The sequence below is a fragment of the Geminicoccus flavidas genome, from assembly GCF_009806515.1.
Lineage (GTDB): Bacteria > Pseudomonadota > Alphaproteobacteria > Geminicoccales > Geminicoccaceae > Geminicoccus > Geminicoccus flavidus.
This window is the reverse complement of record NZ_WUJP01000517.1, coordinates 1-14,006: the sequence shown is the minus strand read 5'-3', so window position 1 is coordinate 14,006 and position 14,006 is coordinate 1. Positions and strand designations below refer to the sequence as shown.

11 protein-coding genes and 1 pseudogene are annotated in these 14,006 nt (G+C 69.5%); 6 read left to right on the top strand and 6 right to left on the bottom strand.

The window, feature by feature from the left end; all coding sequences use genetic code 11:
• Positions 1-211 (top strand): annotated as a pseudogene (locus tag EQG76_RS14600) (UPF0104 family protein); the annotation flags it as partial.
• A gap of 22 nt (positions 212-233) precedes the next feature.
• Here EQG76_RS14600 and EQG76_RS14595 read toward each other — a convergent pair.
• The 6 genes from EQG76_RS14595 to EQG76_RS14570 form a co-directional block, all read right to left on the bottom strand.
• Positions 234-1,724, bottom strand: a complete 1,491-nt coding sequence (locus EQG76_RS14595) for a phospholipase D-like domain-containing protein (RefSeq protein WP_159714735.1) — start codon at positions 1,722-1,724, stop codon at positions 234-236.
• 62 nt (positions 1,725-1,786) lie between these two features.
• Complete coding sequence (locus EQG76_RS14590; RefSeq protein ID WP_159714733.1) at positions 1,787-2,521, bottom strand: DUF6064 family protein; 735 nt, start codon at positions 2,519-2,521, stop codon at positions 1,787-1,789.
• Positions 2,518-3,432 (bottom strand): aldo/keto reductase, encoded by a 915-nt coding sequence (locus tag EQG76_RS14585; RefSeq protein ID WP_159714731.1) that lies wholly within the window; start codon positions 3,430-3,432, stop codon positions 2,518-2,520. The genes EQG76_RS14590 and EQG76_RS14585 overlap by 4 nt, the downstream gene beginning before the upstream one ends.
• Before the next feature lie 9 nt (positions 3,433-3,441).
• A complete protein-coding gene (locus EQG76_RS14580) occupies positions 3,442-5,979 on the bottom strand; it encodes an NAD-dependent epimerase/dehydratase family protein (protein WP_159714729.1) in 2,538 nt (845 codons plus the stop codon).
• 153 nt (positions 5,980-6,132) lie between these two features.
• Entirely contained in the window at positions 6,133-7,863 is a 1,731-nt protein-coding gene (locus EQG76_RS14575) for an HAD family hydrolase (protein WP_200840826.1), read from the bottom strand.
• A gap of 24 nt (positions 7,864-7,887) precedes the next feature.
• Entirely contained in the window at positions 7,888-8,127 is a 240-nt protein-coding gene (locus EQG76_RS14570; RefSeq protein ID WP_159714727.1) for a hypothetical protein, read from the bottom strand.
• Positions 8,128-8,440: 313 nt separating this feature from the next.
• Between EQG76_RS14570 and EQG76_RS14565 the strand changes: the two genes are divergently transcribed.
• From EQG76_RS14565 to EQG76_RS14545, 5 genes are all read left to right on the top strand, one after another.
• Positions 8,441-9,514: a hypothetical protein gene (locus tag EQG76_RS14565; RefSeq protein ID WP_159714725.1), complete on the top strand. Its 1,074-nt coding sequence runs from the start codon at positions 8,441-8,443 to the stop codon at positions 9,512-9,514.
• Complete coding sequence (locus tag EQG76_RS14560; protein WP_159714723.1) at positions 9,511-9,897, top strand: phage holin family protein; 387 nt, start codon at positions 9,511-9,513, stop codon at positions 9,895-9,897. The genes EQG76_RS14565 and EQG76_RS14560 overlap by 4 nt, the downstream gene beginning before the upstream one ends.
• A complete protein-coding gene (locus EQG76_RS14555) occupies positions 9,894-11,273 on the top strand; it encodes a DUF3618 domain-containing protein (RefSeq protein ID WP_159714721.1) in 1,380 nt (459 codons plus the stop codon). The genes EQG76_RS14560 and EQG76_RS14555 overlap by 4 nt, the downstream gene beginning before the upstream one ends.
• A 257-nt stretch (positions 11,274-11,530) precedes the next feature.
• Positions 11,531-12,634, top strand: a complete 1,104-nt coding sequence (locus EQG76_RS14550; RefSeq protein WP_159714719.1) for an NAD-dependent epimerase/dehydratase family protein — start codon at positions 11,531-11,533, stop codon at positions 12,632-12,634.
• Positions 12,631-14,006, top strand: a 1,376-nt coding sequence (locus EQG76_RS14545; RefSeq protein ID WP_159714717.1) for a GDP-mannose 4,6-dehydratase, incomplete at its 3' end; no start/stop codon positions are given. The genes EQG76_RS14550 and EQG76_RS14545, both read left to right, overlap by 4 nt.

The following is a 14,006-nucleotide window of genomic DNA, read 5'->3' as shown; positions in this document are numbered from 1 at the left end:
GCCGGGCGGGCTCGGCGTGATCGAGAGCGTGGTGATGTTCATCCTGAAGGGCGAGGACGTGATCGGCGGGCTGATCGCGTTCCGCTGCATCTATTTCTTCATCCCGTTCACGATCGGCGGCACGGTCTTCCTCCTGACCGAGCTGGTGTTCCGGGCGCGCGGCAGGCGGAAAGCGGAGCGGCCGGGCGGGACCAGGCCGGCTCCGGCCTGAGCGATCGGCACCGGCCTCGGGATCAGGAAGCTGCGAGGCTGGCCGGGCCGGGGCGCCGCCGGCCGAACCGCCGCCAGCGGGCACCGATCGGCTCCCTCGGGTCGAGCAGGGCCGTGCCGATGACCGGCCGGGTCCGGCCGCCCGGGTCGACGCCAGCGAAGTCGCGCAGACCCTTGCCTTCGGCCTGCAGGGCCCGGATCGCCCGGATGGTCGAGCCGTGCTCGATCGTGGCTGCCCGCAACTGCTCCGGCGTGACGCGGAGATGGCCCGCCAGGAGCTGGCGCCGGATGGTGGCAATCGCCTGGCGCTCTGCATCAGAGTGCGCCTCGATTGCGAAATCGCATTCGGTGTCGAGCCCGACCGAGCGGTTGTTGATGTTGGCCGAGCCGACCTTCAGGAACCGATCGTCGATGATCATCAGCTTGGCGTGGATCAGGATGTCGATGTCGCCGCCGGCTGACGGGGTGCACGTGTAGTAGCCGCCGAACCGGCCGTGCCGGTCGGCCCGCATCAGCCGGCGCAGCACCCGGTCCCGGTTGCGGCCCATGATGAACTGCTCGAGCGTGCCGGGCAGGCGGCGGCTCATCAGCACCACGACCTCCGGCCCAGTGGGCTGGCGCAGGCTCCGCTCCAGCAGCTCCGCCACCTCGAAGTTGGCGAAATACTGCGCCTCGACATAGATGCAGTGCCGGGCCGCCGCGATCGCATCCAGCGTGAGCGCGCTGATCTCGTGGACCGGCGGAAAGTTGCGCCAAACCGGCAGGGTGCGCGCTACCGCCACCTCCGCCTCGAGGAACTGCGGCTCCAGGCCGGGCGGCCAGAGCTCGCCCCGTTCCGCGCGGGGTACTGGCGGCGGCGCCTGGCCGTAGGCACGCTGCCAGCGCGCCCTGGCCACGGCCGCCACCGCCTCGGCCGCCTCCCCTTCCACCACCATCTGCATGTCGTGGACCGGCTCGTAGTGATCGCCCTCGGGGTCGATCCGGCGCCGGTCGCGGGCCTTGTGCCGCCACGTGTCCCAGCGCTTCACCGTCAGGTCGATCCCGCCCACGAAGGCGAGTTGGTCGTCGATGCAGACGATCTTCTGGTGGTGCGCGGCATAGATCGGGTGCTCGTGGTCGAGCTTGAGATGGATGCGCGGATGCTGTTCCCAGTCCTGGTTCAGCAGCAGTTCCGACGGCGCGCTGGGCGCGTGGACCACCGCGAAGCTCCACACCAGGATGTCGACCTCCAGCTCCGGCCGGGCCTCCACCAGTTGCCGCAGCATGGCGCCCAGCGGCTGACAGGACTGGTCGGTGGGGCAGAGCCGGATCCGCCCGTCGAAATCCCAGCCGATGATCAGGATCGAGCGGCGGGCCCGCTGGAAGGCCTGGGCGAGCCTGGCGAAGTAGCTGGCCGCATCGGGCAGGAGGGCCGCGCGCGACGCACGTGCGATTCGCCAGCAGTTCCGGCCGGGCTGGAGGATCGTCGCCAACTCCGCCTTGGCTGGCGGGTTCGTGTCATGCTCCTCGGTCATCTCGATCCTCGATGGGAGGACAGGCGCCCCGGCCACAGATCCGCCGCTCCGCTCCGGTCCGGTCATAGCATCCGGAAACCGTCATGCGCAGCGCTACCGGGCTGCCGGGTCCCCAGGTGCGCCCTGTCCCGCCAGGCCAAGCCGATGCCGCCCGCCAGTAGGAGCAGGGCCTGGCAAGGCACCAGCCAGGCATCCGGGGCTCCCATGGCCAGGAGTGTCATCCCGGCCACCGCGCACCACAGCAGCGGGACGGGCACCAGCAGCCAGCGCCACCAGCCGACGCAGCCGGCCAGCACCGCCAGCGTCGCGAGCGCGGTCGAATCGGGCAGGACCAGGGCCAGGTCGGCCTGCCGCCAACTCCGTCCCGCGAGCGGTGCGACCAAGATCGGCAGGAGGCAGGCAGCGGCGAAAAGGCTCACCGCGGCGCGGCGGCGGCCGGGGCCGGGGCCGGGGCCGGGGCCGGCAAAGTCCAGCCGGCCGGACAGGCCCAGCACCAGCAGGGCCAGCGCCTCCACCAGGAAGGCGAGTGCGGCAGCGCCCGCCGCCCAGTTGATCGTGGCGTAGCGCAGCCAGAACCAGGCCCACGCCACGAACAGCCAGCCCGCCGCCAGTACCACCACGACCGCGCGCAGGCCATGGCCGCGCCACATCAGGACGCCCGCCAGCACCAGTGCCGCCCCGGCCAGCAGCTGTGCCGGCCACACCGCCGCGTGGTGTAGCTCGATCAGCCGGAAATAGGTGCGCGGTGCGAATAGGAGGAAGTCCTCCAGCGCGTAGCTGCCCAAATCGTCGATCACAGCACCGCCTCGACCTCGGCCACGATCCGGCGGCGCAAGTCGGTATCCGGCAGCTTGCCCTCGCCCGCCTGCATGTTCTCCCGCACATGATCCACCCGCGTGGTCGCCGGGATGGCGCAGGTCACCGCCGGATGGGCCAGGATGAACTTCAGGAGCAGTTGCGCCCAGCACGTGCAGCCGAGTTCCGCCGCGACCGGCGGGAGCGGCTGCCCCTCAAGCGCGCGGGTGAGCGCACCCTGGCGGAACGGCCGGTTGACGATCACGCCGATGCCCCGCTCCTGCGCCAGCGGCAGGATCCGTTCTTCCACCTCCCGGTCCAGCACGTTGTAGGTCACCTGGACGAAGTCGAGCCGGTGCCCCTGCATCACCCGGACGAACTCGTCGTGGCGCCGCCCTTCCGAGGTGGTGATGCCGACATGGCCGACCTGCCCGGCCGCCTTCATTTCCTGGAGCAGCGGCAGCTTCCGTTCCCAGTCCAGGAGATTGTGGACCTGGAGCAGGTCGAACTGCTGCACGCCCCAGAACTGGCGGGAGCGCTCGATCTGTGCTGCGCCGTCCCCTGACGTCCAGACCTTGTCTGCCGAAAACAGGCCGGGCGGATGGCCGAGCTTGGCCAGTCCATGGCCGATCACGGGCTGCGACGAGCCGTACATCGGCGAAGAGTCGATCATGCCGCCGCCGGCCTGGAAGAATGCCGCCATCACGTCCGCGCACTCGTCGCGCAGCACCGGGTCGTCGCCCACGTTGAAGGTGATCCAGGTGCCGAGCCCGACGATCGGCACGGCCTGTCCGGACGACGGCACCACGCGGGTCACAGGCGCGGCGGCGGCCGATTCCGCCACGACCAGCGGTGCTGCCGCGATCGCCCCCAGCATCTCCCGCCGTCGCCAGCCCCGGACATGACCCGTCATGGCCCCTCCTCAGACGATCAGGTGGTTCCAGCCACCATAGTCCTCCTCGCTGCGCTCGCCCCGCGGCAGGCTGAGCACGACCAGCAGGCCGCCCAGCACGACCGCGCCGATCTGGTCGGCCAGCCCCGCCCCGCCCAGGACGAACGGCGAGGCGACCACCCAGGCGCCGATCGCCACGTTCAGGAAGCGGGCAGCCCGAGCGATCTCGGCCATGGCGGTCACCGCGATCGTGATCACCAGGCAGCCCATGATGTGGTGGCTGAAATAGAGATCGCCGGTGGTGCCGAGGAACAACGGCGTGGCCATCAGCAGGACGCCGATCGCGGTCGATGCCACCAGGGTCCAGGGGAAGTTGACCCCACCCTTCAGGAACTCGACCATCATGCTGCCGAGCGGCTGGCTGAAGCCGGGCGACGGGTCCTTGTCGTCCGACAAAGCCGGCCCGCCGCGCCAGAGCGTGCGCCAGAACGGCAGGCCCGCGCGCTTGGCCCGGATCAGGTACTGGCAGGTCGCCAGCACCTCGTCGACCGAGTACGGGATCAGGATCACTGTCACCGCCGCCTGGAGCAGGCACAGCGTGCACAAGGCACCGATGATCGTCGGCTGGATGATGATGAAGATCAGGCTGACCGCACCCAGCGGGACGATCAGCATGCCGAACAGCAGCACCAGCCAGGGCATGGTCCGCCAGCGGCGCCGGTCGCCCGCAGCACCGGTCACGATGTCCAGCATATAGGCCACCGCGCCGAAGCCGGCGTCCGCGATTGGGAAGCCCTTGGACACGGCCGAGGTAATCACCGCGACCGTGCCGTTCGCAGCGTCGTTGGTGCCGGGCCCAAAGATCGGGTCCCAGACGCTGTCGATATGGCCGAGCTGGTAGGCGGCCAGGTAGCGCGACACGAACAGGCCGACGAAGGCCAGCGCCACGATCGGGGCGCGCTGAGTATAGCTGGAAGGCGAATAGGACCAGCCGAGCGGCCGGTCGCCCTCGGTGGCCAGCGCTTCCCGCGCGATGCCGGGCTGGGGTGCGATGATCACCGCAAACGTGATCAGCAGCATGCCGACCAGCGTGTCGCTGCCATAGGCGGCGGCATTGGTGGTCCAGAACAGGAGCGGGGCCAGCAGGAGCCAGCAGCCGAGCCCGACCACCACCCAGGCCGCCCAGCCACGCCCGCGGTCGAGCGCCAGCTTGGAGAACAGGATCACCAGCAGCCCGGTGACGATCTCGCTGACCCCCAGCCACCAGTTGCGGACCGAGGGGTCGGGCAGCTCGTGGCCCAGTGCCGGCGGGGGTGGCAGCTGGCCCACCGGGTCGAACAGCCCGTGGATGAAGGGCGAGGCCACCAGCCAAGCGCCCAGCATCATGTTGAGCAGATGGCACCAGTCGGTACGGTCGCGCTCCCGCTCCATCGCCTCCTCGGCTTGGCGCAGCCGGGTCTCGGACAGTTGCCCGACCTGCTCGGCTGCCTCCTCGATCACCGGATCGGCGGCGGCCACCGTGGCCGGGTCGAGCTTGTTGCGGGCGTACCAGCCGGGCGGGTCCTGCTTCAGACGGGCGACGATGCCGGGCAGGGTCGCCATCACGTCGTGCTTCGGCCGCCAGCCCAGCAGCCGCTCCGCCCGGGAGATGTCGAGCTCGTAGTGATCCTCGGACATCGAGGTCATCCACGGCTTGATGTAGCTGTCCTGCTCCAGGACCTCGGTCTGCATCCAGCTCCCGACCTGGGCCAGCGGCTTGGGCAGGGACAGGGTCTTCCAGTCCTCGCCATGGATCAGCCGGCCGAGCGTGCGCTGCATGTCGCGATAGGTGGGGGTATTGGTCTCGCCCAGGAGAAAGGCGGTGTGCCTCGGCAACTCCTGGCGCCGCTCCACGATCCGGAAGACCGCGTCCACGAAGTCGTCCAGGTGCAGATAGGGCTGGCCGCGATCGATGTCGCCGGCGAACAGGTAGGCAGTCGGCAGCCGCTCATAGATCCGGGCGATCTGCTGGGCGAGGAAGGCGGCGCTGCCGTCGTCGTCGTAGATGCCGGCCGGGCGCAGGATCACGGTCGAGATGTCGCCGCGTTCCGCCTCGACCACTTTCTCCGCCGCGACCTTGGAAGCGGGATAGGCCCAGGGCGGATCGATCGGATGGTCCTCGTCGATCCGCACGCCCGGCTCGGCCGGCGCGTGCACCAGCATGGTGCTGGCGAACACGAACTGCCCGGTCTCGCCGTCCCGGAGCGCCCGGATCAGCCGCCCGGTGCCGTCCACCGTAATCTTCTGGTAGAGCGGATGGTCCTCGCCGGTAATGTCGTAATAGGCGGCCAGATGGATCACCGACGCGATCGGCCCGCCGCTGATCCGCCTAGCCTCGGCGACGGCGGCGCGCACACTGTCCTCCGAGGCCAGGTCGAACTCCAGCGAGGTCATGCCCTCGACCGGCTTCCTGGGCAGGCTGACATCCAGGCCGATCACCCGGTAGCCCTCCATCAGGCGGCGGGCCAGCGCCGTCCCCAGGAATCCGTTGCTGCCGGTGATGATCACGGTGTCGGCTGCCGGGGCCATCATCGCTCCACGTGCGGTTCACTCGCTGGCAAACCTCGCGTCGGGCGGCAGGTTCCGAATTCCCGGGGCGAACTCGTGGAAATGGCGGCTGGACGTCCCGCCGGGCACACCGGAGCGCCACTGAACTGACTGCGCGGGCCGGGTCGGCCCCGCTCAGTCCTGCGCCTTGACCGCCACCGTGTAGAGGCGCTCGATCGCTTCCTTGACCGCCCGGCGGCTCGTCGCGGGATCGGCCTGTTCGGGCAGCTCGCGGACCTCCTTGGCGAGCCGGTCGTCCTTGACCGCCCCCTCAAACCAGCGCGCATAGTCGCCATTCTGGAGGTGGAACAACCAGGTCTCGTCGTCGACGCCCTCGGCGATCTGCAGGAAGATCATGAGGTTGTTAGCGCGCAGGTTGAGCTTTCCGTCCGGTCCGCGGAAATAGAAGCTCCGGTCCGGGCCGAGATCGCCCTGCGCGTACTTGCGCACATGGCGCTTGAGCCGCTCCTTGGGCGGGTCCACCTCGACCTCCTGGACCTTTCCGTCCCGCCACAGGATGCCATGGCGCGGCTCCAGCGGTGCGGCGGGCACCTCGCCCACCGGCTTGCCCGAGACTTCCGCGAACTCCTCCAGGACCCGCTTCGGGTCGCTGCCGACCGCCAGCACCGTGGTGGCGGTCTGGGCCAGCTTCGGCGCCAGCGATTCCGGGTGCACGGTGATCATGAGGGTGGCCGGCAGGCATTCCGGCACGACCGCCTCGGCCGGCACCCATTCCCGCGGGAACATGTGGTGGGCCTCGTCGATCAGCAGCCATTGCGGCCGGCCGACCTGGGCGCGCAGGCGCTGGATCTCCGGCAGGAGGCGGGCCAGGAAGCCCGGCCGCTCGTCGATGTCGAACCCCAGGAGGTTCACCACCACGTTCTCCATGCGCGGACCCAGCAGCTCCACCACGTCCTCGAGCGCCGGCGGCTGCTGGGCGTCGCCCAGCACCACCGCGCCCTTGAACTCGCCATAGTCGCCTTCCGGGTCGATCACGCAGAACTGGAAGCCCCGCTCGACGAAGCGCTCCAGCACCGTAGTGGCGATGGTCGACTTGCCCCCGCCCGAGATCCCGGCGATCAGCGTGGCCCCGTCCCGTGGATCCAGCTCGATCATCGCGGCGGCGTCGCCGCCGTCGACCGGCCGGGCGAACGGCACCCTGCGCCGCAGCGCGGCACGCGGGTCGTCCAGGTCGTTGGCCAGCATCGCGGCGACGAGCTCGGCCACACCCGCCCCGCGCGGGGCTTCCGTCACGATCTCGGCCGCTTCCTTGAGTGCCGGCAGGGCATTGGCCACCGCCACGGGGACCCCGCACTCGGCCAAAAAGGCGTGATCGTTCTCCGCGTCGCCCACGCCCACCACGTTGTGCGCCGAGATGCCTAGCCGCTCCAGCGCGGCATGGAGGCCGGACGCCTTGTTGACGCCCGGCGGCAGCACCATCACTGCACCCTTGTTGAAGATGATTTGCAGCTCCAGGCCGAGTTCCCGGATCGCCGCGAGCACGGTGTGCTCGTGCGGCGTCCAGGTGGCGACAATGCAGCGGCCGACCGAGAGCGGCTCGACGCCCTCGGCCTGGAGCCGCTCCACCAGGGCCGCAGGCGGGGGCTCGCCCAGCACCGTCTCGGTCCGGGTGGCGGGCTCATAGAGCAGCCCGCCATTCTCCAGCACGGCGAGATCGAACAGCTCCAGCTCCGGGAACGCCCGCTGCAGGTCCGGCAGCTCGCGGCCGCTCACCAGGATCAGGCGCCGCCCCGACCTCTTCAGCTCGCAGAGCGCGTCGAACGTGGCCTGATCCACGGCGCCATGCTCGGCGATCGTGCCGTCATAGTCGGAGGCGAGCGCCAGGTAATACATCGTTGTCCCCATCCGGTTGCTGCCACCTGCGGCCGGTCAGCTAGGCTGATCGTTGCCCTGCAACGTGGAAGGCCCGGGCCTGGGCTGGCGCTCGTCGACCGCCTTCTCGACTTGCTGGGTGATCGGGTTCTCCGCACCGCGGCCCGGCAGCTTCTCCGCATCGGGCACGGCCCGGTCGACCGCCTGCTCAAGGCCCGGATCGGCGTTGCCGTCACCCTTGCCCGGCCGTTCCGCCGAAGCGCTGGAGCCGGTGGTCTGGTCAATGCGATTGGTCATGTTGCGCCTCCTCGTTCTGCTGGCAGCGCAAACGTGACGCTGCCGCCCGAGGTTCCACCCGCCGGCGGGCCGGTGGTCATTGCAGATTACACGGCGATCGATGGAACTTTGACGAACTGCTCTTGTTCAATGGGCTCAGGTTCAAGGACGCAATCCAAGGCGGAGACAGGACGGAACTCGGCTCGCAGTCATTGGTCGTCATCAAGTTCATGATCGCGGTTTCTACCCTGATCCACTGGTGAAATCCGACTGCACGGGCGCGTCCGTCAGCAGCTCCCTCCGCGTGGAGACGCACCAACCAAAGGTTATTGTCATGGCTACGGGCTCGACGGACTACCGAACGGATCCCACCCTGACTTCCCCGTCGGCGAACACCGGACTTACCGGAAGCCGGAAGGAAGCCGATCAGCAGATCGGCGCGGCCAAAGACGCCGCCCGTGACACCGTCGACCGGACGAAGTCGGAAGCGAACAGGCTGGGCCAGGATCTCAAGAGCGAGGGCCAGAACCTCGCGCACGACCTCAAGGAGCAGGGCCGCGACGTGACGAACGCCGCCCGGGAGCGGGCGCAGGGCCTGGTCGAGGAGCAGAAGGCGGCCGGGGCCGAGCAGGTACGCGGGATCGCCCGCGCTGCCAGCCGGGCCGCCGACGAGCTGGAACAGAGCTCGCCGCAGCTCGCCCAGTTCGTGCGGCAGGCAGCCAGCTCGGCCGACGAGCTCTCGGAATCCCTGCGCAGCCGGAAGATCGGCGACATCCTGCAGGACGTGACCGACTACGCCCGCCGCGAGCCCGTGGTCTTCTTCGGCCTCACCGTGCTCGCCGGCTTCGCCCTGTCCCGCTTCCTCAAGAGCTCGGCGGCACCCGGCAGCCAGAGCTATTACCGGGGCGGCTACGACCAGGGCGGCCGCTACCAGGGTCGCGACCAGGCAGGCAGCGGCTACGGCGACACCCATCGCTCGTCGGCTGGCTACACCGGCAGCTATCCGGGCTCCGGCGAGGACGGCATCCGGTCCGGCGGCACGGCCCATGGCTTTACGGGCAGCGCTGATACTGCCGCCCAGAGCGGCATGGGCTATGACGCGTCCCGCACTCCAACCTCGACCAGCCCAGCTGGCGGTACCGGCAGCTCCTCCATGGGCGGCGGCTCCTCTGCGGGCGGCAGCTCCTCTTTGGGTGGCACCTCCTCCGTGACGGGCACCTCCTCCACGTCGGGCAGTTCCTCCACGACCGGCGCTTCCGCTCCGACCGGCGTGCGCCAGGCCGACGAACTCGCCGGCGCGACCAGCGGTGCCGTCAGCAGCATCGCCGGCACCAGCACTGCCAAGAACGACCCGTCGCACAAGGGTCCGGGCAGCAGCGGCTCGATCGGTGGAGGGTCCGGCGCATGATGCAGGACCGTCCCATCACAACCCTGTTCTCCGACCTGATCGAGAACGTCACCACCCTGTTTCGCAAGGAGGTGCAGCTCGCCAAGGCGGAGCTTTCCGAGAAGGCCGGGCAGGTCGGCACGGCGTCGGCGTCGGTGGGCGTCGGTGGCGTCATCCTGCTGGGCGCCTTCATCATGCTCCTGCATGCGATCGTGGCCTGGCTCGCGGTGGCCGGCCTCGGAACCCATTGGGGCTTCCTGATCGTGGCGGTCGTGGTCGGCATCATCGGCTACGTCGCGCTGCAGAAGGGCATCAACAATCTCAAGGCAGCCCGGCTGATGCCGACCAAGACGGTCGAGCAGTTGCAGCGCGATGCTGCCGTGGCGAGGGAGCAGGTGCGATGAGCAGCTACGACGAGAAGTCCAGCAACGAGATCGAGCGCGAGGTCGAGGACAGTCGCGACCAAGTGCGCCGCACCTTGGCCGAGCTCAGCGAGCGGATGTCGCCGGGCCAGCTGGTCGACCAAGCGGTCGACTACATGAAGACCTCGAACGGCACCGAGTTCGCCCAGAACCTGGGCCGCCAGGTCCGGGACAACCCCCTGCCGCTCCTGTTGGTCGGTGCAGGCATCGGCTGGCTGATGCTGGGCGGCCAGCCGGCGGTGCAGCGCCGGCTCGGCCATGACGACCGCCGTCGCTGGCATCCGGACGACGAGCGCCTGGGCGCGCCTTTGGAGGCATATGGCACCGGCGTGCCGCACCGCCCGACCGGCACCAGCAGCGGCGTGGACAGCATGCCGCGGCCGAGCAGCCAGTATCCCGCCTCGGGCACCCAGGGCCATTCGCCTTCGCTCGCGGAGCGGGCCGGCTCGGCGGCACGCTCGGTCGGCCAGACTGGCGGGGCAACGCTGCACAGGGTGAGCGATGCCGGCAGCAGCGCCGCCAGTGCCGTGAGCCGCGCCGGCAGCTCGGCGGCCAGTGCCATCAGCGGCGCTGCCAGCAACGTCTCGAGCGAGATGGCCTCCACCTATGGCCGCGCCGGCGACGCCGCGGCCTCTGCCTATGGGCGGGCGAGCGAGACGGCCTCAATGGGCTACCAGCGCGCCCGGGAGGCCGGGCACGCTATCAGCGAAACCGCCAGCCATCTGGCGCATGAGGCGGCCCATCTGAGCGAGCAGGCCAGGATCGCCAGTGAACGGGCGGCCCATTATGCGCAGGAGCGGTTCGGCCGGGTGATCGAGGACCAGCCGCTGGTCCTGGGCGGCATTGGTCTCGCGATCGGTGCGCTGCTGGGTGCTGCCCTGCCGCGCACCCGGATGGAGAACCGCCTGGTGGGCCAGACCGCCGACCAGTTCAAGGATGCGGTAGTCGATACCGCCTACCGGCAGTACGAGCACGCCGCGGAGGTGGCGACGGACACCTACCAAAACGTGGTGGAATCGGTCCAAGAGAGCGGCGTCACCGACAAGCTCGCCGGTGCCGTGTCCCAGGCTGCCGACAAGATCCGCGAGACGACCAAGTCGGCGGCGGAGCAGGCTCACCAGGCCATCGACGCCACCGCCGACAAGGCCAAGCAGAAGGCGGACAGCGCCGGCCGGAGCGAAGGCGGCACCGGGTCGGGTGGCGGGACCAGCTCCACCGGGTCGGGCAGCACTGCATGGACCGGTGCCAGCCCGTCCGGCACCAGCAGCAGCACGGCATCGACCGGCTCGACCACGCCCGGCAGCACCCGAACTGACACGTCCGTGCTGGATGACAGGAGCAGAGATCGAGAGCGCTGACCTGGCTGGCATCGCCTGGAAATCGCCGGCCGGCCCAGACCTGGGCCGGCCGGCGATAGCGCATTCTCGAAGCGGCGAGACCGGGCAGATTTCTGGACACCCGCCATCGGCGCGGTGTTAATTTACACGCTCATCATAAAATTACCGCATTGTAAGCATCTTCTTTTACATCTTTATCTTCCTCTCCGGGAACAACCTCCGCCCGCAACTGTTATTCAGCAGGGCTGCCCCAGGCAGCGTTGGCGGAGAAGACATGGATGGCGGCGACCTATCTCGTCACTGGCGGTGCCGGGTTCATCGGGCGACAGCTGTGCGATGAGCTCCTGCGTGCGGGCCACCGGGTCCGCGTGATCGACAGCCTGGTTCCGCAGGTGCATGGCGACGTGGAGCCGCCGCTCCCCGCCGGCGTGGAGTTCCTGGAGGGTGATCTGCGCGATGTCGGCCTGGTCCGCCGCGCGCTCCAGGGCGTGGACGGCGTGTTCCACCTGGCCGCCGAGGTCGGGGTCGGCCAGAGCATGTACGAGATCGCCCGCTATGTCGGCGGCAACGACTTGGCCACCGCCGTGCTGCTCGAGAACATGATCGACGAGCCGGGTCGCCGGCTGGTGGTGGCCTCGTCGATGAGCGTGTACGGCGAAGGCCTGTACCGGACCGCGGACGGGACCCGAGTGGGTGCCGTACGCCGTGTTGCCGGCGAGGCCAATGGCTGGGATCCGGTGGGACCGGACGGCGCGCCGCTGGTGCCGGTGCCGACCGACGAGACCAAGCAGGTCGACCTCGCCTCCATCTATGCCCTCACCAAGTATGCGCAGGAACGCGCCTGCCTGATCACCGGGGCGGCCTACGGCATCGAGACGGTGGCACTCCGGCTGTTCAACGTGTTCGGCCCGGGCCAGGCCCTGTCCAATCCCTATACCGGCGTGCTCGCCAATTTCGGCGCCCGTCTCCTGCACGGCCAGCCGCCGATCATCTTCGAGGACGGCCAGCAGCAACGCGACTTCGTCCATGTGCGCGACGTGGCCCGGGCCTTCCACCTGGCCATGACCAGCCCGGCCGCCGCCGGCCATGTGGTGAACATCGGCAGCGGCCGTGCCTACACCATCGCACGCGTCGCCGAACTGCTGGCCGACGCGATGGACGTGCCCGAGCTGGCGCCGCAGTTCCTGGGCAAGGCGCGGGCCGGCGACATCCGCCATTGCTTTGCCGACATCGCCAAGGCGCAAGACCTCCTGGGCTATTCGCCAAGCGGCTACCTGGAGGACCAGGTGGGCGAGCTGGCCGCCTGGATCCGGGCCCAAGACGCGCAGGACCGCGGCGAGGACGCCAAGCGGCAGCTCGAAGCGCGCGGCCTAGTCGCATGAGGGCAGCGCCCCCAAACCATCCGTTCGGCTTCGTCGAGTGGTTCCGCCAGGGCGAGTATGAGCGGGTGGGTGAGGCGGTGGCCGGGATGCGCGCCGCCGGCGCCACCTGCCTGCGCACCCACCTGTCCTGGGCGGAGTTCCATACGCCGGGCGGGCCTGAGTGGTATGACTGGCTGATCCCGACGCTCGGCCGGGAACTCGACCTCCTGCCCTGCGTGCACTACACGCCGCCATCTTTGTCGCGCACCGGCCATTCCGCCGGTCCGCCCCGCCGGCTCCTGGACTATGCCGACTTCATCGACCAGGTGCTGACCCGCTACGGCCGGCATTTCAGCCATGTCGAGCTGTGGAACGAGCCAAACAACCTGCTCGACTGGGACTGGCGGGTCGACCACGACTGGCAACTGTTCTGCGAGATGACGGGTGCCGCCGCCTACTGGACGCGGCAGCGCGGCTGGAGGGCAGTGCTGTGCGGCCCCTCCCCGTTCGACGCCCACTGGCTCGACCTGATGGGCCAGCGCAACCTGCTGGCCGAAGTGGCCGCGGTGGGCTTCCACGGCTTTCCCGGTACCTGGGACAGCGAGGCCGCTGCCTGGGAGGGCTATGCGGCCCACCTCGGCCAGATGCGCGAAATCCTGGACCGTTACAACCCCGCTGCCGAGATCTGGATCACCGAGGCCGGCTACGCGACTTGGCGGCATGACGAGGCCCAGCAGGTGGCGCGCTTCCGGGAGGCGCTGAACGCCCCGGCTGACCGGCTCTACTGGTATGGCTGGCAGGACGTGCCCCGCAAGGTCGCGGTCCAAGAAGGCGTCTATTTCGATCCCCGCCACTATCATCTGGGTGTCACCGATGCGGAAGGACGGCCGAAGCTTCTCAGACGACTGCTGGAGGCGGGCGGCGTGAGCGGTCTGGTCGACCTGCCGGACCAGCTCCACGCCCCGAACGTCCGGCGGCCCTCGGCACCGGTGACGGTGATCGGCGGGGCGGGCTTCATCGGCTCCAACCTCGCCGACGCGCTCTTGCGCGAGGGCGAGGAGGTCATCGTCCTGGACAGCCTCGCCAGGCCGGGCGTGGAGCGCAACCTCGCCTGGCTGCAGGAAAGTCATGGTAAGCGGCTGCATGGCTGCATCGCGGACATCCGCGATGCCGGCCTGGTCGCCGAGGCGGTCAGGGACAGCAAGGCGGTGTTCCACCTGGCGGCCCAGGTCGCCGTCACCTCCAGCCTGGTCGACCCGGTCCACGACTTCCTGGTCAACGCGCAAGGGACGCTCACCGTGCTGGAGGCGGTGCGCCACCACGCGCCCAGTACACCGGTGATCTTCGCCAGCACCAACAAGGTCTACGGCGCGCTGGAGGACATCCCCGTCGC

Coding starts and splice junctions, on each gene's coding strand:
- EQG76_RS14595 (WP_159714735.1), bottom strand. CDS start 1,724: ATGACCGAGGAGCATGACACGAACCCGCCAGCCAAGGCGGAGTTGGCG.
- EQG76_RS14585 (WP_159714731.1), bottom strand. CDS start 3,432: ATGACGGGTCATGTCCGGGGCTGGCGACGGCGGGAGATGCTGGGGGCG.
- EQG76_RS14580 (WP_159714729.1), bottom strand. CDS start 5,979: ATGGCCCCGGCAGCCGACACCGTGATCATCACCGGCAGCAACGGATTC.
- EQG76_RS14575 (WP_200840826.1), bottom strand. CDS start 7,863: ATGGGGACAACGATGTATTACCTGGCGCTCGCCTCCGACTATGACGGC.
- EQG76_RS14570 (WP_159714727.1), bottom strand. CDS start 8,127: ATGACCAATCGCATTGACCAGACCACCGGCTCCAGCGCTTCGGCGGAA.
- EQG76_RS14565 (WP_159714725.1), top strand. CDS start 8,441: ATGGCTACGGGCTCGACGGACTACCGAACGGATCCCACCCTGACTTCC.
- EQG76_RS14560 (WP_159714723.1), top strand. CDS start 9,511: ATGATGCAGGACCGTCCCATCACAACCCTGTTCTCCGACCTGATCGAG.
- EQG76_RS14555 (WP_159714721.1), top strand. CDS start 9,894: ATGAGCAGCTACGACGAGAAGTCCAGCAACGAGATCGAGCGCGAGGTC.
- EQG76_RS14550 (WP_159714719.1), top strand. CDS start 11,531: ATGGCGGCGACCTATCTCGTCACTGGCGGTGCCGGGTTCATCGGGCGA.